Origin of the sequence: Paenibacillus glucanolyticus (assembly GCF_037333485.1) — a bacterium.
GTDB classification, from domain to species: domain Bacteria; phylum Bacillota; class Bacilli; order Paenibacillales; family Paenibacillaceae; genus Paenibacillus_AQ; species Paenibacillus_AQ glucanolyticus.
The window spans coordinates 2,719,862-2,745,469 of record NZ_CP147845.1 but is presented as its reverse complement, the minus strand read 5'-3'; the positions used below and the strand labels follow the sequence as shown (position 1 = coordinate 2,745,469).

Here is a 25,608-nt window from a genome sequence, read left to right as displayed (position 1 = left end):
AATTCTTATGCCTTAAGCACAAATGTTTCAGATTCTAGACAACTCTATTCAGCCTAACACCATATTTTACCATTGTCAAAATAACCTTCGTCCTACTTCATCAAAGAGAGCAGTTTACACACATCGCGCTCCAGCTCCACTCTTCGACCTTGCGGCACATACTGGAGCAGCGCCAGTGCAGCGTAGGGCACTTTGATTGCGTGAGGATCTTCATAGAGCCCGCTCCAATAGGACGAATCCATGATCGAAGCTTCATCCGATACCTTAATTTCCTGATGCGCGAGTTCTTGCGGTCTCAGACGGTTCAATATCGTCTGCCGCTGGTGGTTGCCTTGACCCAGCCTGGCCAGCTGGGTGTATCCGAGCCTTTCCAGTTCAATAAGTGCATGGGCATGCGTAATGCCGTGTTCAAGCTCTCCTGCAAAAAAGTAATACTTGCCCTCATAATGCTGATCCGGCAGCACCAGCTGCAGCTCCGATAGGGCACGGGAGGCCAAGTCAGACGCATCCTGGTAAGGTGGTATGTCATTGAACGAGAGTTCCAGCAGACTTTGCCGGGTATAATCCTCAATCCCATAATACCTGGCAAGCTTATGCTCATGCGCTGCATCTTCCATCAGCTTGAGCAGGCCCCTGACGATAGACGGAGTCAGCAGATCCGGCCGGTCCCGCAGCGCTTTAAGGCCGAGGACTCCGAGGGTCACCCCATGCCTGGAGGTGCTCAGATTTGTCAGGTTCGGCAGCAATCCTTCTACCAATTGATCCATTAATTCAGGCTTAGCCAGCTCCGATGGATAGGGCTCAAACCAATCCTCATGCTGACTGCGCAAGTGCCGGCAATTGGCGGCCAGCCCCTGCCGCACGTCCTGCGGAAGATTATGCTCCTTCTGCATGTAATAAGCCGCCAGATACGCCCCGCCGACATGTCCTTCAAACCAACCCACCTCACCCCCGCGGCTTAGTGCCGTGAGTCCATCCTCCAAATATTGGTCGCTGATGTCCATGTCGTCTCCCTTCCCTTCACTCGTGTCCGGCAAATTCAGCCTGGATGCAATATCCTTGGGCAAACTCGTTTTCTTCAAACGAATATTGTAGCCATACATTCTAAACTGCAGACCATTTTCGTTATCCGACACGATGATCCGGCGATCCAATGAGGAGCGAACCCGATCCAGAAAGCGATCATCCGTAACCCCATAAGTTAAATCTAACGACGGTGCCAGCGCATACATCGCGATTGGAATCCATTTGCGCTTGGTAGACACGACGACCGCATGGGCCGTTCCCCCAATAACAAATGCAAACTGCTCCGAGTCCTTGGCAATCGTTAATCCCAACGTCCGTTTCATCCATAATCTAGCGGCTACCGGATCCTCTACAGGCAATCCCACTTCCCGCAAATACAGGACACCGTAAGGGCCATTCGGAGTCAGAACCCCTTCTTTCAAGTCGTGATGGGCTATAAATTCAAGCAGATTGCCATCGCCGTCTTTGAAATACGCGTTCACACCGGAATCAAACCATTCAACCACCTCGCCGTCGGGCCATTGCAGCAGTGGCAGCTGCTCTGCGAGCTGCTGAATCGTAGAGTTGAAGCGGGAATAGGAGACTTCAAACGCGATATGAACCGGGGATAAGGGTTCGAACACTTCTTCGAATACAAGCGAAAAATCAGGTGTAGGCTGAAATTCGATCTCGACCTCATTTTCCCGCGTGATGGGGAAGTGAAGCAGTCCATGATAGAACTGCTTCACCCCCTGAATGGATAGGGTCTTCAATTTCAATCCGGCAAAATGTGTAATCACGATGGAAAAGCCTCCTCTTTACCGCTGACTTTCTTGACCAGCTCCATAAAGATGGAAAGGGCTTCCTTGGCACGGTAATCCAGCACAATTGTACCTTCTGCCGATTCGTTTTCATAAATGGCACGCTGAGAGCCACCAATGGAGATCCATTCCGGACTGTTAATTCCATGCAGATTGCGAATGGTAGCCTGCATTTGCTGCAGTGAACTCACACCTACTGCGCCGCCCGCCGAGCTTACGGATAGAACCGGCTTGCCTGAGAAATGCATCTGTCCCATATGATCCAGCGCGTTCTTAAGCACCCCGCTCATTCCACCGTGATATTCGGGAGTTGTCAAAATAATGCCGTCTGCCTCCATTAACAGCCGCTGCAGCTCACGCACGCCCTCATGACGGTTGAATATTTCGTCCGGCGAATAGAACGGAAGCGGGCTTTCATACAGATTGAACAGGTTTACTTCCACGAACAACCGCCTCAATTGCCCCTCCAAAGCTTTTGCCAAAACGGTACTGGTTGCTTCCTTGCGATTGCTGCCTGTGATCATCACGATTTTCATAGCACTGCCTCCCTTTTAGATTGTCGAGTGATTTGTTAAGTACATTGTATAGGAGGCAAGCCATGGAATTCGTCATCACAAGGAGTGATTTCACGTGCAAAAACCCTCAAACCTTAGGCTGAGGGCTCTACAACTATAGTCTTAGATACGATCAATATGTAAAGTAAACTTTTATACGATTCCGTGCTTGAGCGCATAGATGGCCGCCTGTGTCCGGTCGGCGACACCCAGCTTATCAAGCAGATGGCTGACATGGGTCTTGACCGTCTTCTCGGTAATATACAGCGCTTCGCTGATTTCTCTGTTGTTCATGCCCGAAGCGATCAGCTGCAGCACTTCCTGCTCCCGGCGGGTGAGTTTACCCAGCTCCTGCACGGCTTCTTCCTGCCTGCCTGGCCCGCTGGACGCCTCCGCTCCTTCGGGTAATGTAACGTGTGTCATTAACAGTCCTGCTGCATCCGGATGCAGCTCGACCATGCCTTGGAATACGCGTCTGATGGCAGCTACCAGCTCCTCCGGTTCAATATCCTTCAAGAGATAACCTCGTGCGCCTGCCCGAATGGCGGGCAGAACATGGTCGTAATCGACAAAAGAGGTCAGTACAATCACTTTAATGTGAGGCTGTTCTTTTTTCAGCCGTGCCGTCGTGTCGATTCCATTCAGCACAGGCATGTTCAGATCCATTAAAACAACATCCGGCTTGAGATGAACCACCCGTTCCAAGGTCTCCTCGCCATTGGCGGCTTCACCCACCATTTCGATATCCGGCTGCGTAGCCAGAAAAACCTGCAGTCCCCGGCGTACCATGGCGTGATCGTCAGCAATTAACAATCTGATCATCGCATTTCACCTCCATTCTCTGTTGATTTCAACATCAAGGGCAGCGTAACCTCAATGATGGTTCCTCCTCTGTACACACTATATAGACGGAATTGTCCTCCCAGTGATTCGGCTCGTTCCCGCATGCTGGACAGTCCAATGGAGTGTCTTGTGAGCTCGCTCAATCGTTGTTTGGTAATGCCTCGCCCGCGATCTTCAATCCGAAGTTCCACTTCATCATCATGCAGGGTTAAAGCTACCGTAACTTCCTTCGTATCCGCATGCTTGCTTACATTGTTGAGCGCCTCTTGGCCGATCCTCCATAAGGCTTCTTCTATTAGCCTCGGCAGCTCGTGAATACCGCTGATATGTGAACGCACATGAAGCTTCAATCGTTCGCCGTATTGCTTAAGACCTGTCACAAGCCCTTCCTCAAGCCCTGGCGGACGAAGCTGCATAATCAGCTCCCGCATTTCCTTGAGGGCGCTTTGTGATAATGACTGTATGTCGTGAATCGTATCCTGCAGCAAGCTTGTTTGACCATTGGATTCCGCTGCAAGCATACCGCCCACTCCCCTGGACATCATCACCAGCGAGAATAAGGTTTGGCTTACCGAGTCATGCAGGTCGCGTGCGAGGCGGTTTCGTTCATCCATCCGGGTAAGCTCGCGCCGGTTCTCTTCGAGGCGGACACGCTGAAGGGTCAAGCCAATATGTTCAGCCAAAGCCTCGATGACTTCGATATCCGCCCGGTACTGATCGCCGTATTGATCATAACCCACCAGAAGCAGGCCGAGTGAAGAGTCTCCGGCGACAGTGACAGGGGTAGCCACAGCACGGGTCAGGGATGAGACCCAGCCTTCCTGAACGAGCTGGTCTGCCAGCCGCTGCGCATCTTCTGCGCAGACCGGATCTCCTCCTGAGCGCTTCCTATCGTTAGGGTGGGGACGTGCCATCTCGGCGAGTGGAAATTTGGCATGGGGCAGCGTTGTTTTTCCCTCGCTGTATAGTGCGCGGAGTGTGATTTCCTTTTCAAGCGGCTCAAGCAGCGCGACGACCGGCCAATCAAAATACCGGCCCATTAAACTCATCACCTGCTCTGTTAACTCAGCCCGGTTAACGGCTTGTGAAGCATAGGCACCGAGAGCGCTGCTGTATTCCCCGAGCCGGACGAACAAATCCGCTCGACGCTGCTCGGCCGCGTACAGCCGCATGCGCTCAATGGCGCTGCCAATCTGATATGCAACCGACTCCAGCAGCGCCAATTCCTCTTTGGAGAAATGCAGCTTCCCGGGCGCAGCCACATTCAGCACACCGAACCTGCGGCTGCCGGATCGCAGCGGAACCGTTGCATGGTGGGTAATGCCTTCCGTGTCACCCCACTGATATCGAACCGCGTTATCCAGACGTTTGCAATTTAGAATGTTGACTGCATTCTTCAGGCGTCCATCATCGTAGCGCTCCAAGCACCAGCAGCTGCCGCATCTCATAGGCTCGTTATCCTCCCGGCTCAGTGCAGGCGGCAGATTTCGATTCGCAACAAATTCATACGTTCCCCGCTCATTCACAATGAACAGCCAGCCGGTCGTAAGTCCTGTCAGCTCCAACAGCTTGCCTATGACGACATCCAGCATCGGGGTCAGCTCATTGGATTCGTTCAAGGTTTCTGCGATCGTCTTCAGCGTAATCAATTCCTGAATATGCGGATCCTGATTGGACATACACGAGAACTCCTTCTTTTTTTTGCATTCTGAAGTAACTATATTATATAATCCAGTCACATACCATCCAATCCCTCATCCAGCATCCTCAGCCAGCCCGATACTTCACCCCATTAATTTTGGTAAAAAACAATTAATATTGTTTTATCTCTTGCATAATTCCACCTACATATGGCTTAATATAGAAGTCGGGCCGACGAAATGAGCTGAAAGGAGGCTGATTGAAATGATTCAGATCCGTGAGGTGGTATTCGCGTAAAGCGAATATCCGTTAAATGGGAGCCCGCTGCGGGCTCCCTATATCTATTTTAAAATCCAAAAAAAATCCTAAAAAACTAATTTCACGAAAGGAGGAGGGCAAGCATGATCAATGCAATTGTTTTGAAACTCAGCGATAGCTTAAATATGTATACAGAAAGAGGAGGGCATCGATGGGCCATTACAAGAACGGAAGAGAAGTGCTTCCCCCCGAGCTGCTGCAGCAAATTCAACAGTATATAGATGGAGAATTACTCTACATACCGAAACAGAGCGAGCAAAGAGCCGGCTGGGGAGAGTTAAGCGGTTCCAAACAACGCATCGAAAGTCGCAACAAAGAAATGTATCGCGCTTACTGCAAAGGAAGGTCTATTGAAGAACTGGAACGGACCTACTTCCTGTCAGGAGAAAGCGTGCGCAAGATCATAAGCAAACTTACCCGCGTAGGGACCTAAAGCGATGAGGCTTAACGGTCTGCATGCGGATTAACATAGGACTGTTCCCCAGGGGTGCAGTCCTTTTCATGTGACTCAGGCTAAACTGGCGTGGAGCCTGGCTTGTGTTGAACCGTATATCGGAATTCGAGATTCGACTACATAGAAAAAAGAATGCCCGGCTGTAGATTGTCTACGGCCGGGCATCTTCATGTCCAACTATCCTTCCTGCGGCTCACCCGCTATATCCCATCGATGGCGGAATTTCTCCAATCTCGGATGCAAGTATGGAGGCTCGGACAACAGAATCAGCCTCAGCTTCACAATCCATTCCTCAAATGAAGAAAAAGACGCAAACACATTAGCCACCTCAGGCGTCAAAACAAGAAAATGCGGGCTTCCGTATTTCTCGACCAGATGACGAAGCGCAGTATCGATTGGCGTGTACTTTTTTCGTTTCGACTCGAAAGCTTCAATTACAACCGAGGAGTCTTCACGCTCCCCGACCCATTCCTGAAGCCGTTTCTCCCGTTTGTAATAAGGACTCACCGGCTCCTTGAACATCCGTCTTACCGTCTCTTCATGCAGCGGATACAGCACCAATTTTGAAAACGCCCGTTCTTCCAGAATGGCTACAGCCTGCTCCAGATCCTCCTGTACCTGTTCGAAGGAGTCGTAAAATATTAATGTTCCCTTGGTTGCCGGCTTCGGGGGTTCGTAGCCGTAAGGAACATGCACCAAATTGCGCGGCATGATGGAGCTTCACCTCTCTTTACTCTGATGACTGGGATGAAAGCTTTGGCGCTACGCGATGTCGCGTCGCCTGTTCAAAGCCATAGGCCAGCTTGATTAGCACGGGCTCACTATAAGCCGTTCCGATGAAGGTAATGCCCTGAGGGCCCTTCGTCATGTAACCGCCCGGAGCAATGACGCCATTCTCCGCGTAACCTCCAGGAACGGTAATCGAAGGATAGCCTGCTCTGGCTGCCAGATCCGGTCCATATTCATTACCCAGGAACAGCAAGGCATCCAGCTGGAACTCCTGCAAAACCTGGTCAATGCCCCGGGTCCCTGCCATCTCCCTGTTCTTCTGTCTGCTCTCGAGGTACTCTTGCTCGGTCAATGTACCGCTGGTTTCCTCGGCCCAAATCAACGTGCCCTGACCATATTTCAGGGCCCTGTCGGCATGTGCCTCATTATAAGCGATTACGTCGGCCAATGAGTGAACCGGCAGCGAAGAATCCACATTTGCCAAATAATCATTCACGTACTTCTTAAACTCATAGCGGAGGACATTGGCATCCCATTTCGTATTCTGGCATGGCAGATCGACCGGGTCGATTATGACAGCTCCCTGCTCCCGCAGCACTTGAATGGCGGATTCTACAATGTCTAGTCTATCCCGATCGAGATGCTTATAGTAGTGTCGGGGAATCCCGATTCTGGCCTGCTTCAGATATCCAGCATCCAGAAATTCGGTGTAATCCTTGATCCGATGCTGAGGATCTATGTTCGTGACTTCGTCCTGATCATCAGCCCCGGTGATGGCACCAAGCAGAATAGCGGCATCCGCGACAGTTCTGGCCATAGGGCCTGCTGTATCCTGCGTATAGGTGATCGGAATGATACCCGAGCGGCTAACCAGACCCATTGTCGGTTTAATTCCAACCAGACTATTCTGGCTGGATGGGCTGATAATCGATCCCGAGGTTTCCGTCCCGATAGCCGCCGCGGCCAAATTCGCCGCTACCGCTGCACCGGAACCGGAGCTTGAACCTCCAATAAACAATTCACCCGGACCATATGGATTTAAGGTAAGTCCTTTTCTCGAGCTATACCCAGCCCACATGGAGGCTGACATGAAGTTGGCCCATTCGGTCATGTTGGTCTTTCCAAGAATGACGGCACCAGCCTGGCGCAGCTTCTCTGCAACGAAGGAGTCCTTGGCTGCATAAGAGTCCGCAAGCGAGATAGAGCCGGCGCTTGTATGCAGCTTGTCTCCTGTGTCTATGTTATCTTTCAGCAGAACTGGAATTCCGTGCAGCATTCCCCTGACTTTCTTGGCGCTGCGTTCCTGATCCAGGTCCTGGGCGATCTGCAGCGCGTCCGGGTTCACCTCCAGAATCGAGTGAAGCTGTCCGTCGTACAGCTCGATCCGCTCCAGGTACAATTGAACCAGCTCCGCTGAAGTGATCCAGCCTTGTTTCAATGCATCCTGCATATCCGAAATGGTTGCTTCCACAATCCATGTTTTTTTATCCATAATCCTATACTCTCCCCCTGATTCATCGTTTTGAACTTGACATAGATTAACGGGGATTACATTTTCATATTCTAGCCTCCAGACTGCTCATATCCGTTTTAATTTCGAGATTCGGACGCAAAATCCCTCTAATATCGGAGTATTTCAATCCTTTCGATCCATACTTTATACTTGTATAGTATCGTACATCCCATGATGTTGTTCCCAAACAACAAACAAGCCGACCAAGAATAAACCCTTGATCAGCTCGCTTTCGTTAGGAAACCGGGTGCTACCGGTACCACTGTGCCTGTTTGTTAAACATCTCGGCATAATGCGCGTCCTGCTCGATTAACTCCTCATGCCTTCCCTCTTCAACGATCCTTCCATCCTTAAGGACCAGAATACGATCCGCTTGTCGGCAGCTGCCCAGCCGGTGAGATATGAAGATGGCGGTTTTCCCTTCCGTCATGGACATCAGGTTCTCAAATATAGCAGACTCCGTGAGCGGATCTACCGCAGCCGTAGGCTCGTCCAGATAGATCACCTCGAAATCCCGGTAAAATGCGCGGGCAATCGCTACCTTCTGCCATTGTCCCTGCGACAGTTCACGTCCGCCCAAGAAACGCGTGCCCAGCTGTGTTGACACCCCATCACGGAGTGAATTGACCAGCGAGGTCATCGATGCCTTATCGATGGCATGAGTCAATTGGCGCTCGCTTTTCCAATCATCCGTCTCACTCTCCTGCAGCGTGATGTTCGCTCCAAGGGTCAATTCATATCGGTAGAAATCCTGGAACACTGCCGTCACTTTACTGCGGAAGCTCGTGGGATCATAATCATGAATCGGGATGTTATTGTAACGCACCTCACCGCTGGTTGGCTCGTACAACCCCAGCATAACCTTGACAAGGGTACTCTTACCCGCACCGTTTTCACCCACGATGGCTACCTTTTCACCAGGCTTTATACGAATGGACAGATCGTCAAGGATATTCCGTTCCTGGCTCGGATAACGAAAAGAAACACGGTCCACTTCAATGCCTTGAAACAGCTGCCCGGCCATCGGCAGTTCTTTGCTTTGCTGTGGTACGGGCGTATCCAGAAACTCAAACAATTCATGAATGAACAGACCGTCATGGTAGATCTGTCCCATGTTCTGACTAATATTTTGTATGGAATAACGCGTATCCTGCACCGCTTGATAGAGTGCAACATAACTGCCAATCGTCAATTTGACGCGGGAGCCCAGCCATATGAATACAGCCAGAATGCTAAATGAAAATACCGTAACCGCGGACTCCACCACAAGGCGATTTTTCATATTTTTCCGCTCAACACCCAGCATCTCATACGTGTTCTTGAAATAGATGCCCCTCCATCTGCTCAGTAAAAAATCCTTGGCATCAAACAAGCGAATTTCCTTCGCCGCTTCCTTGGTTTGCAGCAGCTGGTTCATATACACCGCCATCCTTGACGAAGCAGTCTGCTGATGAATGACTATAAAGCGGGAAGCCCCCTCCTTCTTCTGGATGACCAGCAGCGGAATAATCAGAAGCAGCATCACGATGGGCAATATGTAATGGAAGCTGAACAGCAGCACAAGCAATCCCGCAAGCGTAATGACACTCTGAATGATGGAGAATATGTAGAACACCATGTTAATGCCGCATATGCTCAGATTGCGAAGTGCTCTCTGCAGCTTGTCATAACTTTCCGGTGATTCAAAGAACAAGAATGGAAGCTTGCTCAATTTTTCGGATACTTGAAGATTAAACCAGAACGATACATACGCGTTCATCTTGCGTTCCGTATACTTTTGAAAGGAGCTCAGCGCGATTCCAAGCAATATGACCGTCAACTGAAGAACCAACCAATACAGTGCGCTAAGAGGCGTTTCACCACGGGTCAGCACACCCGTAACAGCGTTAATGACTTGAGCCGTAATATAGATCTGTGCTACAGGCAAGAAGGCCTGAGCCAGATAAATAACAGTGGCCCTTGAGAACATGCGTGGAGAAACACGGTACACCTGCTTCATAACCTCAAATATCAGGTTTGCATATTTCATGGTGTATGGCCTTGAGCCTCCTTCACGATTAAGCTGATTTGTTAAAGGCTGAAGGTTTTACATGCGGTAGCTGTGTCATCATTTGCTCAAAATGATGCAAGTAATTGGTGACACTTTTGTTGAGGATAACCTGCTCATCGGATAAGTAAAACGCAAAGGGAAACCGGTTCACTTTATACGAATCGATAAGTGCCCGATCCGCCCATACCACCTGAAAATCTGCTAATTCATTGGTGTTGACCATCTCTTCAGCCTCGTCAGCATCCTGTGCGTACAGAAATAACGTGACGGGAAGCCCAGGATGCGAAGCAATGAATGTTTTAACGGCGCTATAGGTTTCCTTGCAGGCATTGCAATTGTTCATGGTGAACAAGATGATTTTGGACTTGCCATCATACAGATTCACGGATTCTCCCCCCATACTCATATAGGTTTTACGGGGAATCGCCACCCCCAGCTCAAGCCCTTCCTTCGGCATTGTCGGCTCCTCCTTATCGGTTATCGCTGGCTGAGACTTCAAACTCCGAACATGTTGATACAATTTAATTACGAAGAACGCCAAGCTGAATATGAGTACATATTGAATAACAAGCACGGTAGTAATCAAATCCATGGATTATTCCTCCCTCCTCGGGTGCAATTGGGCTAGCGTATAATAGTTCAATACGACCAAGGCTAGAACGGCAACTCCGATGGCTGACAGCACGGTGAGAACCACTTCTTGTGCCGGTAGGCTCCAGAAATCCACAGACTCAGAGAAGATCGATAGCAGCACATTTAACAATCCTAATAACCCGATCTTGACGACCGTGCTCATTCCGAGCGTTTCACTGGACCACGAGCCGAAGCAGCTGCAGACAATCTCCTGTTTCCGCACAACCTTTGCCTGATAAACGGCGAATCCGAACCCTGCCAGCATGATGAAAATCGCGATCTGCGCATACATCCTGCTTCCTGAGAACAGCAGACCTGCCCCTGCCGCTATCTCAGCGGCGCATATGAGAACAGGTACAATGGGTGAGCGACCTGCAGGCATCTGCAATCGTTCTATCGTTGTCCTGAAATCCGGTAACGATAACAGTTTCGACACTCCCGAAAACACAAATATCACGGTAAGAGACAGCAGACCAAGCGCGGTCATCGACACGGTTCATTCTCCTTCCCGACAGCCAGGGAGACCAGGCACCCATTTGATGACATTGAATTCTTGCTGACATCGGACTGTACTCATCATGCCTGCTCACGGCTTCTCTTCCATACTGCAATGGACCAGCAATCATAATCGATACCTCACTCTCCAACAGTGTTATGAAATAGTAGATTCCGCATGAAATATAAACAGCGGAACAAGAAGTTCCGCTGTTTATACGATGAGTGCATGCGTTTTCAAAAATTAGCAGCCGCAGCTATATCTTGCTTCGGAACCATTGCCGCAATCCCATACTTCGAGAAGAACGCCAAATTTGTCACGTCCGCATTGCTCTGTTGTGTTACAAGAAGTGTGACGAAGAATACACATTAATCTTCACCTCCTTTCAAACCATGAAATACATGTGCATTTATGTGAAAGGTGCTCTGGCAGCCGTGTTGAGATGTGTAAACCGCTTGATGTAGGGAGTCGTTCAGTCTAGTAAAGCGCATAGTTTAGTGAATAAATCCAGAGGTTGTTTAAGAGGAGCTTGATCTAACTAACTAGCTTGCAAGATATGATTAATATACTATATTTATCATTTCTTACAAGGATAATATCTTATAGTAAATAAATAGAATATTATCCCTTATTCAATAAATTACATATCTTTTCGGCGTTTATACTCCATGCTCCATTCCAGCTTTCGCCATGCGAGAAGAACATGACAAAAGGTTTCAATGCGGACTTGGTTTGCGTAACCCCTACAAAAAACATTAGGAAACAGAGGCCTCTTAGGCCACCTGCTTTGCAATTTAAATTAAGCATTTCCGATCGTAGGATTGTCTTCCTGCCCCCATTCATGCAACCAATCCCCTTCTGTCAGCGTAATAGAAGAAAACACCCGCTGGAAAAGGTATTTTTATTCGTAATCGCTATAAAAAACTATTTGAAAGAAGGAAGATCGTATGATTATTACAACAACATCTACCATTGAAGGTTACCCGGTTAAAAGGTATATCGGCGTTGTGACAGGCGAAGTCATTATGGGCGCTAATGTAGTGAGGGACTTTCTGGCCTCCATTACCGATTTTGTTGGCGGGCGCTCGGGTGCATACGAGAACAAGCTGCAGGAGGCAAGAGATGTAGCGTTTGCCGAGATGAAAGATAAAGCTGAGCGGATGGGGGCCAACGCCATTGTAGCAGTGGACATCGACTATGAAGTCATTCGCGAGGGAATGCTGATGGTGGCCGTCAGCGGAACAGCAGTGGTGATATAGCCGGTCCTGTAACAGACGACGAACGGCGCAAATCAGCCAGTAATCGGCATATCGCAAGATTGATGCTATAAGTCGAGCTGCAATTGAAAAACGGCGTGATCAATACTGGAAAGCTGCTCAATACATTTCCTTTCTACTCCCTTGTATCCACATAATCGTTTGAAGATTTCGATCAAGTCTTTTCTCACTTGATTACAGATCTCTTTCCGTCTATACGTCGGGTGAACGCAATATGGTACTTACACAGTGGTTTCATATTTCGCACGCTATCGCGTGCTCAACTGAATAAACTCAAAAGAAAACCCTTGAATCATCAAGGGTTTTCTTCGTATAGGACCCAGAGGAATTTAACCCCTAACCTGTTTGGCATTCTCAATTAAATCACAACGCCTTTTTTCAGAATGATGTTTGCATATAATGCTTTTTCGCCTGTCGAGACGACCGCGTAAGCATTTTTTGCCCGTTCATAGAATGCAAACCGCTCCATTTCCTCGAAGTCCATATGCACGGCATGAAACTCCCTCACGATCCCCCTGTATTCCTCCCAGATCGGTGTCTGCACCGTATCGCCAGGCATGACAGCCATCAGCGCAACAGGGGACTCAACATACGTATCCAGAGGAAACAGCGGCAATATGGCGCTCAGCAGCGCAGGGATACCATGTCCGTCTGCCCGGACCAACCGCCGGGCATGACTTGCTGCCGGGAAATTGGCGTCGCCGAGCACGATTTCATCCGCGTGCCCCATTTCCATGAGGATCTTCAGCAGATCCGGGGAGATCACATTGGATATTCCTTTTAACATGGCACGAACCCCCTTCTATGGCAACAACAGAATAATAACGAATCAAGCAGTTGGGACGTCATGTTGCTTACATGAATAAAAGAGTGCAATAGCCTATTTCACTTGCTGCTGTGCGGTTATGGACTTGTAATGAGAGAAGGCTGCGTTCCAATCCTCTGCAGACGCTGGTTCATACCAGGCAAGGGGAAACGATCGCTTGACCAGCTCTACTCCCTCTTCCCGATTGCGCAGTGTGCCATTCGCCACAAATTGAACCAGCATATTGCCGATGGCGCTGGCTTCGACCGGTCCAGCCCACACCGTTCTGCCCATGGCATTAGCCGTATACCGGCATAACAGCTCGTTTTGAATGCCGCCGCCTACCATGTGCAGCCCATCATAATGGCATCCGGTAAGAATCTCCATTCGTTCAAGCACTTCCCGGTATCTTAATGCCAAACTCTGCAAAATACACTGCACAAACTCGCCAGTACTCTGCGGAACGGGCTGGCTCGTCTCCTTGCAATACTCCCGGATCTCAACCGTCATATCCGCCGGATTCATAAAGCGCAGGTCATCCGGATGGATGAAACTCCGGAACGGTTCTGCCTCTTGCGCAAGTTCAACCAGCTCTGCGTATGAATACGTCAGTCCCTGAATCTCCCATTGGCGTTTGCATTCCTGCAAAATCCAGAGGCCCATAATGTTCTTCAGCAATTGAAAGGTCTCATAAGCCCCGCCTTCATTGGAGAAATCCTCTTCCAGCACCTCCATGTGCACAAGCGGCTCAGGAAGCTCCGTTCCAAGAAGCGACCAGGTTCCGCATACCAGATAAGCAAACTGCACCGAATTCGCCGGTACAGCGACCACGGCGGATTCCGTATCATGCGAGGCAACCGCAATGGCCTCTATCGCCGGAACCCCCAGCTCTTGTGCTACCGAATCCTGCAGCTTCCCTATAACCGTCCCCGGTTGAATGGGATCTATGAACAGGGCCCGGGCAAGCCCGAGCTCCTCGAGGAGCTTCTCGTTCCATTGGCCATCCGTCACATGATACAGCTGCGTGGTTGTCGCCATTGTAAACTCGCATGCCTGTACCCCTGTCAAATAGTAATTCAGCAAATCCGGGGTGAGCAGGAGTTTATCCGCAATATCCAGCATCGGCGATTGTGACTTCAACATCGCATTTAATTGAAATATGGTGTTAAACGGCATAAACTGCAGTCCGCTTTCTTGAAACAGGCGTTCCTTGCCAACCTGCTCACAAGTCTCCTTCACCATTCCCTCGGTCCTCAGGTCCCGATAATGGTAAGGAACCCCGATCAGCTCTCCGTTGCAATCAATCAGCCCATAATCGACACCCCATGAATCAATGGCGTAGCTGACAGGTTGATGACCGGCTTGAAAAGCTTTGCGAATGCCATGCTTAACCTCCTGCAGCAGCATCGGAAAATTCCAATGCAGATGCTCTCCCATCTGTACAGGGATATTGGCAAAACGGTGAATCTCGGTAATCTTCAACATTCCGGGCGAATCATGATCAGAAGAGGTGATTTCTCCCAGCAGTGCCCGGCCGCTGCTCGCCCCCATATCAAAAGCAAGCACCGCAGATGATTTGCTCATAAGCCGCATCCTTTCTCACCTTCAGTACTGTACCCATCCGAATTTGAACCCATGGATCTGAACACAACAATCGTTTATTTCATCTTCTGCAACAGCTGGATTCGATAATCTTCACTTTCGAGTGCAGCGATGTCGTCCACTTCCTGTTCCGTCAGCGGCACCAGCGTGCCGGCAGCCTTCGCGCTCAAGTAGATTTTGGCACTCTCTTCCACAACCTGGGTCCGGTAATAGGCTTCCCGAAGATTCCGGCCGGTGGTGACCAAGCCGTGGTTGCCCAGCAGAATGGAACTGGCCGTTGTAACCTTCGCCGCAACGGCATCTGCCAGCAGGTCGGTTGTCGGGATAATATACGGAATATAAGCTGTTCGGCCGACCAATGCCGCTTGATCGGGGAACATCACTGGGAGCTCCCGCTCAACCAGCGTGAACGCAATGCAGTGTGACGGATGTGTATGCACCATGGCCCCGATATCCGGGTTGCTACGATAACCATACAAGTGCATCAATACTTCGGAAGAGGGTCTCAAGCCAATGTCGGTAATATCTCCCGTCGGGATGTCAACCTCAATCCATTGCTCCGGCTCGATCTCCTCCAGCGCAAAGCCGCTCGGGGACAAATACATTTTGTCCCCGGCTCTTGCGCTGATGTTCCCTCCCGGACCCACAACAAGTCCGCTGTCGACGATTTTTTTGGCATACTTGCAGAGCTCGTTTCTCGTTTCTAGGTTCAGCATGATTCCTTCTCCTCTCGAATGACCCGTTATTTATATAGGGGTCCGAAGTTCTGACAAGCGCGGAAATCAGCGCTTTCCGGGTCAGACGTTCCGAACATGCCCCATGCACGCGGACGGAACACCTCTTCGGCGGACACATTATGCATGTTGACCGGAATCCGCAGCACGGAAGCAAGGGTTATAAGATCTGCACCGATATGACCGTAACTGATGACGCCGTGATTAGCCCCCCACTGATTCATAACCTCATACACGCCTGTGAATGCTCCCTGTCCCGTGAGGTTCGGCACGAACCAGGTTGTGGGCCAAGTCGGGTCGGTACGCTTGTCGAGTGTATCGTGCACCTCCGCTGGCAGATCCACCGAGTAACCCTCGGCAATTTGCAGGACGGGGCCAAGTCCCTTCACCAAATTCAGACGGAACATCGTCATCGGCATTCCGCCGCGTGTCAGATAATCGGTCGAATAACCTCCGCCCCGGAAGTACTCTAAATTAGCCGGTCTCCACTCCGTTGCCCTCAGCGTGCGGTCCACTTCCTCGTCCGTAATCTCCCAGAACGGCTTCATGGCCGGTTTGCCGTCCTTCTCCTGCTCGCCCGTGCCATCCAGCGCTGCCGAGCCCGAGTTAATCAAATGCAAGATGCCGTTCTCCGCCTTGCCTTCTAGCTTGTAACCCGTGACCCGTTCAACCGATGCCGGACTCCAGTATGTTCTAACATCCGCGAAGATCTGCGCCGTGTTGGTTAACAGATGCCCGAAGAGCATGCCCACGCCATTCAAGCTGTCATTCTCGGTGGCGACAACATAAGGAGCGCGTTTGCCGTTCCAGTCGAAGGAGGAGTTCAGCAAGGTCTCCAGGAAATCACCATTCGGCGAATGATCCGTCCACTGGCGTTGTCCTTGAAAACCGGAAGCGATTGCGCTGTGCCCCTGCGCTTCCTCCTCGAAGCCCAGCTCAGCCAGGCGCGGATTGCCAATCATTAAGTCGCGGGTAATCAGCGTCATTTTCACAACGGTTTCCCACTCCAGATCCTTCCGCTCCCGGCTGTTCTGAAGATGGTCCGGATTGTTGTCCGGTCCTTCCGCACAGTTCTCCTTCACCCAGGCTAGCGCCTTTGTATATTCTTCAGGATCGTAAATACCTTCTGCTAGGCGCCGCGTGAATTCGCTCATATCCACATATTCATTCCGCATGCCCAGATATTCCTGGAAAAAGCTGTCGTCCACAATCGAGCCGGCGATGCCCATTGATACGGAGCCCATGGACAAATACGATTGTCCACGCATATATGCAGCAGCCAAGCCGCTTCGGGCAAAGCGCAGAAGTTTCTCCTGCACATCGTCCGGGATGCGGGTATCGCCTTCGTCCTGAACGTCCTCCCCGTAGATACCGAATGCCGGCAGTCCCTTCTGTGCATGGGCAGACAGTACGGCAGCCAGATAAACCGCACCTGGACGCCCTGTTCCATTAAAGCCCCACACTGCCTTGGGACGTGAAGGATCCGCATCCATCGTTTCGGTTCCGTAACACCAGCAAGGCGTAACGGTTATCGTTAGACCGACCTCCGCATTCTTGAATTTTTTGGCGGCAGCTGCTGCCTCAGCGGCTCCACCGATGCAAGTATCTGCAATAACGCATTCAATCGGTTCGCCATTCGGGTATTTAAGCTCGCTGGACAGCAGCTCGGCGACGGCCTTGGCGAGGTTCATCGTCTGTTCTTCGAGGGATTCCCTTACCCCTCTCCGTCTTCCATCTATCGTAGGGCGAATGCCGATTTTCGGAAATCCGTCCCGCCATCTGTAATCGTTTTCAATTGTCATGTATGCCACGCCTCCCAATCAGGAATATGACCTCATTGTAAATTGATTCGGCGCAGAGGATAACCCACTATTTTGTTGTATCGGACCATAATTTCAGCAAGACAGTGAACCATTCCGGCTATTCATGTAAACGATTTCCGCATGATGAGCGTTATGCATTATAATGGATACAGGATGCTGCTTTCCAGGAGGGACGAGACCGTGCCAAAGATCGAAATCTCGCATAGCAAAAGCGATCAATTCCGCTTCATCAAAAATCCGCAGCTGCTGTTTGCCGGGCAAGTGGTGGACGAGGATTTTTTCTACGGGCCACCGCAAATTCACGATTTCTGTGAGATCCTCTATGTGGTTGAAGGACGCGGGGAATTCACCATCGCAGGAAAAGTATATGAACTCCGCAAAGGCGATGTTGCGATTTACAACCCCGGTGTCCCCCATGAGGAACGCTCCATTACGGACGGGCCTTTTAAAGTAATCTATTGCGGCGTGGATTCGCTCCACATTGAGGGCGTTCCGCAAGGAATGCTGCTGCCGGCGTATGTCGAGCCGGTTATTTCCTGTGAGAAATACGCCTATAAAGTCGAAAGTTATCTTTCGGAAATCATCCGCGAATGTGATTCGCAGGTGCTGGGTTACGAAACGCTGAGCACGAACCTGCTCATGTCATTGATCACCGTGATCTATCGCATCGTGGATGTAAAGCATCAATTTCAATCCCTGAAGGGCAAGAATGAAATCGCGCTCCGGACCAAACAGTTCATCGACGCCAACTATACCCAAAGCATCAGTCTGAAGGACATCGCGGATACGATGTACGTCAGCCAGCATTATTTATCCCATCTGTTCAAAAAAGAGCTTGGCGATTCTCCCTTCAATTACTTGATATCCCGCCGGATTGAGGAAGCCAAGCGCCTGCTTGCCGATTCGGAAATGCCAGTGCATGAGGTGGCCTCACAAGTAGGCTATGGCAACGATAAATACTTCTCGATGTTATTCAAGAAAATTACCGGTCAAACGCCAAGTTCCTTCCGGGAACAGAACAAGCTGGCCTTGGAATAAAGGATTTACATGCGCAGACTATTTATATGAAGCCGTCTTTAAAGAACCTTAGTCCGGTGCTCAACTAGACTAGGTTCTTTGCATTTTTCTGGTAACGTTATGGATTTCCCTTGCGTGATATACCCCCTTCATTTTTTCACGATTAAAAAAGCATGCAAAAAAGGCCTGCCCTCCTTATCGTTCAAGTTGGAATAAGCCTTTGAAAATTTCGCTCAGTGTATTGAATAGCTATTCTAATCTGCAACTCAAAAAATAGTCGCCAGATAATATCGTTCAAAAGTACGGAGCATGCCTGATTTTGATGGGACCCACCGCTTCGATACGGCTCTGACATCCCAAACGGTAGCCTTCCTCAATCTCTTCCGGATCAAGGCGCCCCTCTTCCGCAAGGTTCGGCTCGGACAAATATTGAATACCCTCCGCCACCATGCAGCGGCAGCGCGCGCAAGTCCCTCTTTTGCAAAAGGAGTTCCAATCCACGTCATTCCGCTCCGCAAGATCCAGCACGGTCATACCAAGAACAGGCGCCACATTACGCTGAATCTCTCGTCCCGTAAGCTCGATAATCAGATCCGGTACAGCCTCAATCGGTTCTCCTTCCGTACTCAACGATGTATCTCCGCGTTCATTACCCTTTTTATTCTTCCAGAATTTAAACACGCCGTTGTCCCCCTATGCATGTAATCATCAGGTTATGTATGAATTCCTGTATTTATTATACTTGAAAGTTTAAAAAATCAACATGCCTGCTCTTATCTATTCTATGACATCATGTAATTGGAACTCTATGAAAATTTTGCTATAATTGCATATGCTAGATTACCATTCCATGCAAGGCCAATCTACTATTATATGATGAGTTGGAGGAATACGGAGTATGTTACATAAACATGTAGGAAAAACAGCGGCCGCCACCGTTCTGGCCCTATCCTTGCTGGGTACTGCCACGAATATCAGTAATGCCGCCGCAGCACCGGTTATTGCGGTCATGCTGGATGATGTTCCACTGAAATTTGATGCTGCTCCGAGGATAGACAACGGTGTCACTTATGTTCCATTCCGGACCGTTGGCGAAGCGCTCGGAATTGAGATCACCTGGAACAGCAAGACGCAAACGGTGAAAGCGATCGGCAGCCTGAAGGGGCAAGCAACGGAGGTATTGCTGCAGGTGGGCAGTAAAACTGCAACCGTGAACGGGAAAAAAGTTACGCTCGCGGCACCACCAGTACAGCGGGAAGGGCGCGTGCTGATTCCGCTCAGCTCGTTCAGCAGCCAATTCGGTGTCGACGTGGGCTGGAACCAGGCTACGCGTACGGTTTCCCTGACATCTCCGCAGCGGGAGATGCATTTGAGAGCCTTCTATGCTCTAGAATCCTATCAGGAACGCGATATAATACCTTCCATGAACTCAGTCGCTTTCGGGTGGAGCCGCATCGACCGCGAAGGTCAATTTACGCTTGAGGGTAAAGAGTACCGCTTGCCTGCATCTGCCGGTGATGTAACGCCACAATCCATTGTGGCGGATGCAGCGGATCAGAACATTAAACCGCATCTTATGGTTTATGCTTTGGATGGTAATGGTGAACTGACCAAGGTTCTGAGTGACAGCACCCTTCGGCAGAAATCGATTGAGGGCATAACGACAGCCGTTACGGACAACGGCTTCGGCGGAGTTGTTCTCGATTTTGAAGGGCTCGGCTTTAAATTGGATGCAGGGCAGCAGCAGAAGCTGCTTAACGATTATGTCAAACAGCTGAAGGCTTCTTTACCGAAGGACATCTCCCTGTCATTGGCCGTGCCGCCATTGAACAGTGCCTATAAAGGCTATGATTACAAGACTCTTGCCTCCATAGCAGATGATCTCATCATTATGGCTTATCAGTATAACCCGGTCGGCACCAAATCGCAGGTACCCGAGCCTAACAGTCTTGTAGATCAGGCGATTCAGCTTGCACTCCAAGCGGGTGTTCCTAAACAAAAGCTCCTGCTCGGCATCAGCTTAAGCAGTGAAACTCCGTCTTCCGTAGATGATAAGCTGGGTCTCGCCAAGCGCTATGATCTAAAGGGAGCCGCCTTCTGGCGTCTGGGACTATTCCGGACTTATAATAATCAGATGGAAGGCGCTGTGAATGCTTCTGTTGTAAAGGAATAAAGTGATCAGGTCTAGCATCCCTCAATAAAAGAAAGCCTGACAAAGATGGATCTTTGTCAGGCTTTCTTAATATGTATTATACTTCCCGAAAAACTGCGTTTCTCAATTAGCTTGGACTGCCTACCAGTTTCGCATAGTTTTCTTGACTCAGTACACGACGCGCCGTTACATAACGCGGCTCATAATAAGAATCGCTAAGCTTGCTGATTCTTACACCCTTGCTGCTGGAAGCATGCGCAAATTGACCTTCGCCAATGTAAACTCCTGCATGCGAAATTCCGCTGCCGCTTGTATTGAAGAACACCAGATCTCCAACCCGCAGGTCTTCGCGATCCACATAAACCCCGGCTTTAGCCTGGCTTTGGGATGTGCGTGGAAGATCTATATCAAAATTTCTAAACATGTACAGTATAAATCCGGAGCAATCAAATCCACTGGTGGTCGTTCCGCCCCATTTATATGGAGTTCCTACCAATTGTTTCACTTGATGCTGAAAGTTCGGTTGTTGATCAGCAAATGCTGTTACGGCACCTGAAGAAAAAATAATTGCAGACCCAAGCAATGTGATGACAAATTTCTTCAAAATATGTTCTCTCCTTCGATGCCTACGGAGTTAGCTAAGGGTTCGGTTGAAGGTTCCCTATACTCTCTTTAGTACAAGAATAATTCACCCAAGACGGTTCCCCCGTTTTCACAAACGAAATTCGGCAAAAATTCATTAACATTTTGTAACTTCTCTTAATATAGTATACAAGCAAGGATGCTGTCAATAATATCCTAAGAATCTATCGTTTTATGTTACCCGCTGTCGGAATAATCGAATTTCGCAGCCTGATTTCTGTTAACAATCTCACATAGTCATGACAATTATGTAACTCTAGCGTATTCCTCTTACTCCATTTTCTTAAAACGTTTAGCAACTTTTTACAGGATCCTGCGTTTAACTATATCAGAAAAGAAATCATAGAGGTGATCCATTACGAATGAGTCAAATCACAATGGCTGAAGCTTTAGCCGTACGGGCAGCAATTCATCGTCTTATGAGCCAGCTGGCGTCGGAGCGTCTGAATAACAGCAGTACGATCATTGAAAAAGGAGAAACGGCTGAGTATCCCGCGCGGAGTGTAGATGTCATTACGGAAGAGATTGAATCGGCGGCGGCGGATTTCAGAAAACTGGATTTGCTGATGGCCCTCTCCAACACAACGCAGACGATCTCCTGGAATGGTTCCGACATAACGATCATGGAAGCAATCGAGCTGGCGAAACACATTCGCGGTGATATCGGACAGCTTGCACACCTCGGCTCTCGCAAGAAGCTTGAGCGTCAAAGCAGCCGGGGAAGCGGAGACAACGCCACGACGCTGTTCAACGTCGCTCTGTATGATCCTGAAGCTTATCAGGCGGCTGCGCGCAAGAAGGAACGCGAGGTAACCAAACTCTCGTCACTGATAGAACATGCCAATCATAACGCAATAATATCGTTTGACGCATCGAAGTATATGGGGTAACGGCAGCCGCCGGCTCCAAGCCTACAGGTATTCCTCACGTGCGGGTTTGGAGCCGGCGGTTACCGCCGGCGGGCGGGAAAGTGCGGGCAACCGCTTGTTTGTCGGATACAAACAAACCATAAGAAAACCAAAAAGTCGAATCCTATGCACAAACGGATGACGGTTTACGGTTCACACTTATCACTCATTACATGTGACGGACTCCCCAATAGCAAAAAAATGATCGCCCCGTTTCCCGCTTCCCTGATACATAATGAAAGCCGCCCTTCTATGGGCGGCTTTTTTATAACTACTGGCTATAAGACCCGTCTAATTCCAATTCTATTTCCCTGCCAAATGATCTCTATCTAAGCTTTATTCCATCCACTGCTCTATCCACTACCCAAGCATTGCATTTGTCATCACCGGAACAAGGCTGCGGCACCAACCAGACCCACATCATCCCGCAGACCGGCCGGAACGATCTCGTACGTGCCTAAATAGGACGGCATGACCAGTTTATCTGTCATTTCCCGCAGCTGCGGGAACAGCAGCTCTCCTGCTCTGCTGACACCTCCGCCAATTACGATGCGGTCCGGGTTGAAGCTGTGAATGACATTAACCAGACCTAGTGCCATGTAATAAATAGCACGGTCGATGACCTCCACCGCTACAGGGTCCTGAAGACGCTTAGCTTCAAATACGTGCTTTGCATTCACTCCCCCATCTGCTGCAGCCAGCTCTCTGATCACGCTCGGCTGATCGAGCATCCGCTGGGACGCTGCATGGCCGATCGCTGTCCCCGAGGCAAATACCTCCCAGCAGCCATGACTTCCGCAATTGCATCTGGGACCGCTCGGATCGATGATATGATGCCCGAGTTCGCCTGCAAAAGAATTACTGCCCAGAAACAGCTTGCCGTCCAGCACGATTCCTGAACCAATGCCTGTACTCAGCGTCACATACACCATGTTAGTTGAACCTCTGCCGGCTCCTCTTACATATTCCCCCCACGCGGCTGCATTGGCGTCGTTCAGCACCTGAACTTCCGTATGCAGCTCACGCTCCATCCAGGCTTTGAGGGGGACATTAGTCCATTCCGGCAAATTCGTTCCATGAATGACAATCCCCTCTCGGCTATTCACTGTGCCTGGTGAGGCCATCCCTACCCCTCGAAGCGGATGGCCGCCCGACACACTGCGGATCATGGCCGTAATTCTGCCGACCACCTCCTCCGCCGTCTGTGCGCCGGCGGTTTCCATCTGCTCCCGGTTCAGCAGCTGTCCTTCGGAATCAAAGAGCGCTGCCGCGATCTTTGTACCCCCAAGGTCAACGCCAACCACAAATTCTTGCTGTTTATTCCATTCGGTTTGCAATTTTTGTTCACCTGTTTCCGATAGGTTTGCTACTACTTCTATTGATGTATGCTGTCTGCCAGCGATCTCAATTCAATCGGATCAATGGGCTTCAGCCCTGACCGACCATATCGAACCGCCGAGCCGAAATGCACCTCGCTCACACCGGTCTGATCGATAAATTCACGAATAATTTCCCATTTCAGGCCATTGCCGGCCAATATCTTAAGCTCGCTGCCTTTGGTTTGTTCCACAAGCTCCCGAATTCTCGGAATTGCTTGTGGCGCTGGCTGGGGCCCTCCCGATGTCAGTACACGGGTAACGGACGGGTATTTCAGCAGCGTACGCAGACCTTCGAACTGGTCCTCCAGCTCATCAAAAGCACGGTGGAAGGTGACTTGCATGCTGCCCGTCCATTCCAGCATGTTGGCCAAGGAAACCTCGTCAATCTTCCCATCCGGGGTCAACATGCCCAGCACTACGCCGGCTGCCCCGGCCTTGCGGATCGCCTTGACCTCCGCCGTCATGGTTGCTATATCGTGTGTGCTGTACACAAAGGACCGACTGTGTGGTCTTACCATCACATGGACAGGAATTTGAACAGCCTTCACAACCTCTTCAACGAGACCGATTCCAGGCGTAAGTCCGCCCTCGGTTATGGCCGTAATTAATTCCAGACGGTCCGCACCATTCTGCTCTGCGGTGATGGCATCATCCACGCAAGTTGCGATAATTTCTAGAAGCATCATCGTCACTCCTCATCTGAAGTTCTGTTCTCTATGTCTTGAGAAACTGCTTCTCCACATAATCTGCCAACAATCTGGCGCCATAGCCAGTGGCTCCCGCAGCGGAATAGGGAAACTCCCGTTTATACTGGACGGTGCCTGCCATATCGATGTGCACCCATTTCATGGACTCGGCTACAAAATGGCGGATGAACAGCGCAGCCGTTATGGCTCCAGCCAGCGTAGACGTACCGACATTTTTCAAATCCGCATAATCGCTTCTCAGCTCCGAGGCATACTCATCCATCAGCGGCATGGGCCACAAACGCTCCCCGTTGCGTTCCCCGATATCAACCAAATCAGCTGTAATATCGCGGTCTCCCCAGATTCCAGCAATCTCCAGGCCAAGCGCTGCGCCGACATTGCCTGTGAGGGTAGCGATATCAATGACCTTATCGGCACCGAGATTCGCTGCATGCAGCAGAGCATCCGCAATAATCAATCTCCCTTCCCCATCCGTATTGGCTACCTGAACACTCAGCCCGTTCGGATAATGGATAACGGAAGAAGGAAGCATGGCATCCGGTCCAGCTAAATTATCAGCCACGGCGATCAGTGCCGTGACTCGCACCGGTGCTTGGCGAGATACCAGAATATCCATTGCACCAACGACGGCAGCAGCACCGCCCATGTCCATGCGGGCATCGCTGATATCTCGGCCAATCTTGACGTTCATACCGCCCATATCAAAGGTTACGCCTTTGCCGATGAGCACGATATGAGGACTCTTCTCCGATGAAGAAGCTCCGTTGTAGGATAATTCAACCATGGCAGGGGCGTATTGGCTGCCAGCGCCTACGGCAATAAGCCCGTTCATCTGCCGATCATGAAGCTCTTGTCCGCGATACACGTGAAGCTTAACCGGTGCCTTCTTGAAGCGTTCCTCGACCACCGCAACGAACGCTTCCGGATTTAACGTTTCCGGTGATTCGTTAACCAAATCTCGCGTGAGTCGGGTTCCGTTTATGCGGATGGAAGCCTCCCTCAGGATGGATTCCATATCTTCACGGGTAAGCCCCTGCCAATCTTTCACTCGGAGATTCAAGGAGAGGTCTTGATGATTGGCTGTAACGCCTCGATGTTTATTGAATTGATATAATCCGTACATCCAGCCTTCCATCCATGCTTGAAGCTCCTCCTTCACCGATATTGCTGCAGAAGCCCCTCCCTCGCGGAATGAGGCGCGCACCAGCACCGCACTTGCTTTTTTCTCCTTAAGCAGTGCTCTCGCTGCGGATGCTCCCGTTCTGCGCACTTGCTCCAATGTCAGGCCAGAGCGCGGACCCATTCCGGCTACGAGATCGTCTGTCTCATGATGAGAACGGCCATAGAACCAGGTCAGTGTATATTTTTGCTTCTGGGATTCCGTTACCCGGAAAGGGGGCCCCTCCCCTTCATAAACCGCATAAATCGAAGTATCTACCGATTGCATATCGTCTATTGTGATTTGCATCTGAGTCCTCCTCCTCAACCGAACATCCATATCAAAG

The 25,608-nt window shown here is 50.1% G+C and carries 23 protein-coding genes, 1 pseudogene and 1 riboswitch; of the genes and pseudogenes, 5 read left to right on the top strand and 19 right to left on the bottom strand.

Features of this window, described 5'->3' with window-relative positions; all coding sequences use genetic code 11:
- Positions 1-92: 92 nt before the first annotated feature.
- The 4 genes from WDY75_RS13250 to WDY75_RS13235 form a co-directional block, all read right to left on the bottom strand.
- The gene (locus tag WDY75_RS13250) at positions 93-1,805 is read right to left on the bottom strand and encodes a VOC family protein (RefSeq protein WP_338842184.1); all 1,713 of its coding nucleotides are present in this window, start codon (positions 1,803-1,805) and stop codon (positions 93-95) included.
- On the bottom strand, positions 1,802-2,362 hold the full coding sequence (locus WDY75_RS13245) for an NADPH-dependent FMN reductase (RefSeq protein WP_063479910.1): 561 nt from the start codon (positions 2,360-2,362) through the stop codon (positions 1,802-1,804). The genes WDY75_RS13250 and WDY75_RS13245 overlap by 4 nt, the downstream gene beginning before the upstream one ends.
- A 171-nt stretch (positions 2,363-2,533) precedes the next feature.
- Positions 2,534-3,202, bottom strand: coding sequence for a response regulator (locus WDY75_RS13240; RefSeq protein WP_063479911.1), 669 nt, complete (start codon positions 3,200-3,202; stop codon positions 2,534-2,536).
- On the bottom strand, positions 3,199-4,902 hold the full coding sequence (locus WDY75_RS13235; protein ID WP_063479912.1) for a GAF domain-containing sensor histidine kinase: 1,704 nt from the start codon (positions 4,900-4,902) through the stop codon (positions 3,199-3,201). The genes WDY75_RS13240 and WDY75_RS13235 overlap by 4 nt, the downstream gene beginning before the upstream one ends.
- A gap of 431 nt (positions 4,903-5,333) precedes the next feature.
- On the opposite strand from WDY75_RS13235, the gene WDY75_RS13230 reads away from it, so the two are divergent.
- Entirely contained in the window at positions 5,334-5,615 is a 282-nt protein-coding gene (locus WDY75_RS13230; RefSeq protein WP_006211013.1) for a CD3324 family protein, read from the top strand.
- Positions 5,616-5,813: 198 nt separating this feature from the next.
- Here WDY75_RS13230 and WDY75_RS13225 read toward each other — a convergent pair whose 3' ends face one another.
- From WDY75_RS13225 to WDY75_RS13205, 5 genes are all read right to left on the bottom strand, one after another.
- Positions 5,814-6,347: a hypothetical protein gene (locus tag WDY75_RS13225; RefSeq protein ID WP_036637087.1), complete on the bottom strand. Its 534-nt coding sequence runs from the start codon at positions 6,345-6,347 to the stop codon at positions 5,814-5,816.
- Positions 6,348-6,366: 19 nt separating this feature from the next.
- Positions 6,367-7,857, bottom strand: a complete 1,491-nt coding sequence (locus tag WDY75_RS13220) for an amidase family protein (protein WP_036637085.1) — start codon at positions 7,855-7,857, stop codon at positions 6,367-6,369.
- A 271-nt stretch (positions 7,858-8,128) separates the two neighbouring features.
- Positions 8,129-9,907: an ABC transporter ATP-binding protein gene (locus tag WDY75_RS13215; RefSeq protein ID WP_063479913.1), complete on the bottom strand. Its 1,779-nt coding sequence runs from the start codon at positions 9,905-9,907 to the stop codon at positions 8,129-8,131.
- Between the two features lie 28 nt (positions 9,908-9,935).
- Positions 9,936-10,520, bottom strand: a complete 585-nt coding sequence (locus WDY75_RS13210; protein ID WP_063479914.1) for a hypothetical protein — start codon at positions 10,518-10,520, stop codon at positions 9,936-9,938.
- 3 nt (positions 10,521-10,523) lie between these two features.
- On the bottom strand, positions 10,524-11,048 hold the full coding sequence (locus WDY75_RS13205) for a MauE/DoxX family redox-associated membrane protein (protein ID WP_006211018.1): 525 nt from the start codon (positions 11,046-11,048) through the stop codon (positions 10,524-10,526).
- Positions 11,049-12,004: 956 nt separating this feature from the next.
- On the opposite strand from WDY75_RS13205, the gene WDY75_RS13200 reads away from it, so the two are divergent.
- Complete coding sequence (locus tag WDY75_RS13200; protein WP_036637073.1) at positions 12,005-12,316, top strand: YbjQ family protein; 312 nt, start codon at positions 12,005-12,007, stop codon at positions 12,314-12,316.
- Between the two features lie 131 nt (positions 12,317-12,447).
- On the opposite strand, the pseudogene WDY75_RS13195 reads toward WDY75_RS13200, so the two are convergent.
- From WDY75_RS13195 to WDY75_RS13175, 5 genes and pseudogenes are all read right to left on the bottom strand, one after another.
- A pseudogene (locus tag WDY75_RS13195) lies at positions 12,448-12,572 on the bottom strand (transposase); the annotation flags it as partial.
- A 120-nt stretch (positions 12,573-12,692) separates the two neighbouring features.
- Positions 12,693-13,121: an L-fucose mutarotase gene (fucU, locus tag WDY75_RS13190; protein ID WP_063479916.1), complete on the bottom strand. Its 429-nt coding sequence runs from the start codon at positions 13,119-13,121 to the stop codon at positions 12,693-12,695.
- Between the two features lie 93 nt (positions 13,122-13,214).
- Positions 13,215-14,723, bottom strand: coding sequence for a rhamnulokinase (locus WDY75_RS13185; RefSeq protein ID WP_063479917.1), 1,509 nt, complete (start codon positions 14,721-14,723; stop codon positions 13,215-13,217).
- Positions 14,724-14,797: 74 nt separating this feature from the next.
- On the bottom strand, positions 14,798-15,457 hold the full coding sequence (locus WDY75_RS13180; RefSeq protein WP_006211023.1) for a class II aldolase/adducin family protein: 660 nt from the start codon (positions 15,455-15,457) through the stop codon (positions 14,798-14,800).
- Between the two features lie 26 nt (positions 15,458-15,483).
- Positions 15,484-17,277 (bottom strand): L-fucose isomerase, encoded by a 1,794-nt coding sequence (locus WDY75_RS13175; protein WP_063479918.1) that lies wholly within the window; start codon positions 17,275-17,277, stop codon positions 15,484-15,486.
- A gap of 201 nt (positions 17,278-17,478) precedes the next feature.
- On the opposite strand from WDY75_RS13175, the gene WDY75_RS13170 reads away from it, so the two are divergent.
- Positions 17,479-18,336, top strand: coding sequence for an AraC family transcriptional regulator (locus WDY75_RS13170; protein WP_006211025.1), 858 nt, complete (start codon positions 17,479-17,481; stop codon positions 18,334-18,336).
- A 273-nt stretch (positions 18,337-18,609) separates the two neighbouring features.
- Here the strand turns inward: WDY75_RS13170 and WDY75_RS13165 are convergent, their stop codons facing one another.
- Complete coding sequence (locus WDY75_RS13165; RefSeq protein WP_082834415.1) at positions 18,610-18,996, bottom strand: 2Fe-2S iron-sulfur cluster-binding protein; 387 nt, start codon at positions 18,994-18,996, stop codon at positions 18,610-18,612.
- 217 nt (positions 18,997-19,213) lie between these two features.
- On the opposite strand from WDY75_RS13165, the gene WDY75_RS13160 reads away from it, so the two are divergent.
- Positions 19,214-20,488 (top strand): stalk domain-containing protein, encoded by a 1,275-nt coding sequence (locus WDY75_RS13160; RefSeq protein ID WP_063479919.1) that lies wholly within the window; start codon positions 19,214-19,216, stop codon positions 20,486-20,488.
- Between the two features lie 106 nt (positions 20,489-20,594).
- On the opposite strand, the gene WDY75_RS13155 is transcribed toward WDY75_RS13160, so the two are convergent.
- Entirely contained in the window at positions 20,595-21,071 is a 477-nt protein-coding gene (locus tag WDY75_RS13155) for a C40 family peptidase (protein WP_006211028.1), read from the bottom strand.
- A 3-nt stretch (positions 21,072-21,074) separates the two neighbouring features.
- Positions 21,075-21,208, bottom strand: a riboswitch (cyclic di-AMP (ydaO/yuaA leader).
- Between the two features lie 263 nt (positions 21,209-21,471).
- On the opposite strand from WDY75_RS13155, the gene WDY75_RS13150 reads away from it, so the two are divergent.
- The gene (locus WDY75_RS13150) at positions 21,472-21,999 is read left to right on the top strand and encodes a hypothetical protein (RefSeq protein WP_063479920.1); all 528 of its coding nucleotides are present in this window, start codon (positions 21,472-21,474) and stop codon (positions 21,997-21,999) included.
- Positions 22,000-22,400: 401 nt separating this feature from the next.
- On the opposite strand, the gene WDY75_RS13145 is transcribed toward WDY75_RS13150, so the two are convergent.
- Genes WDY75_RS13145 through WDY75_RS13135 form a run of 3 tightly spaced genes read right to left on the bottom strand, consistent with a single transcriptional unit; the run spans position 22,401 to position 25,571 of the window.
- Positions 22,401-23,354 carry an ROK family protein gene (locus WDY75_RS13145; protein ID WP_006211030.1) on the bottom strand — a complete coding sequence of 318 codons (954 nt, stop codon included), beginning with the start codon at positions 23,352-23,354 and terminating at the stop codon, positions 22,401-22,403.
- A 38-nt stretch (positions 23,355-23,392) separates the two neighbouring features.
- On the bottom strand, positions 23,393-24,079 hold the full coding sequence (locus tag WDY75_RS13140) for a copper homeostasis protein CutC (protein ID WP_036642394.1): 687 nt from the start codon (positions 24,077-24,079) through the stop codon (positions 23,393-23,395).
- Between the two features lie 31 nt (positions 24,080-24,110).
- Positions 24,111-25,571 (bottom strand): M17 family metallopeptidase, encoded by a 1,461-nt coding sequence (locus tag WDY75_RS13135; protein WP_063479921.1) that lies wholly within the window; start codon positions 25,569-25,571, stop codon positions 24,111-24,113.
- Positions 25,572-25,608: the final 37 nt, after the last annotated feature.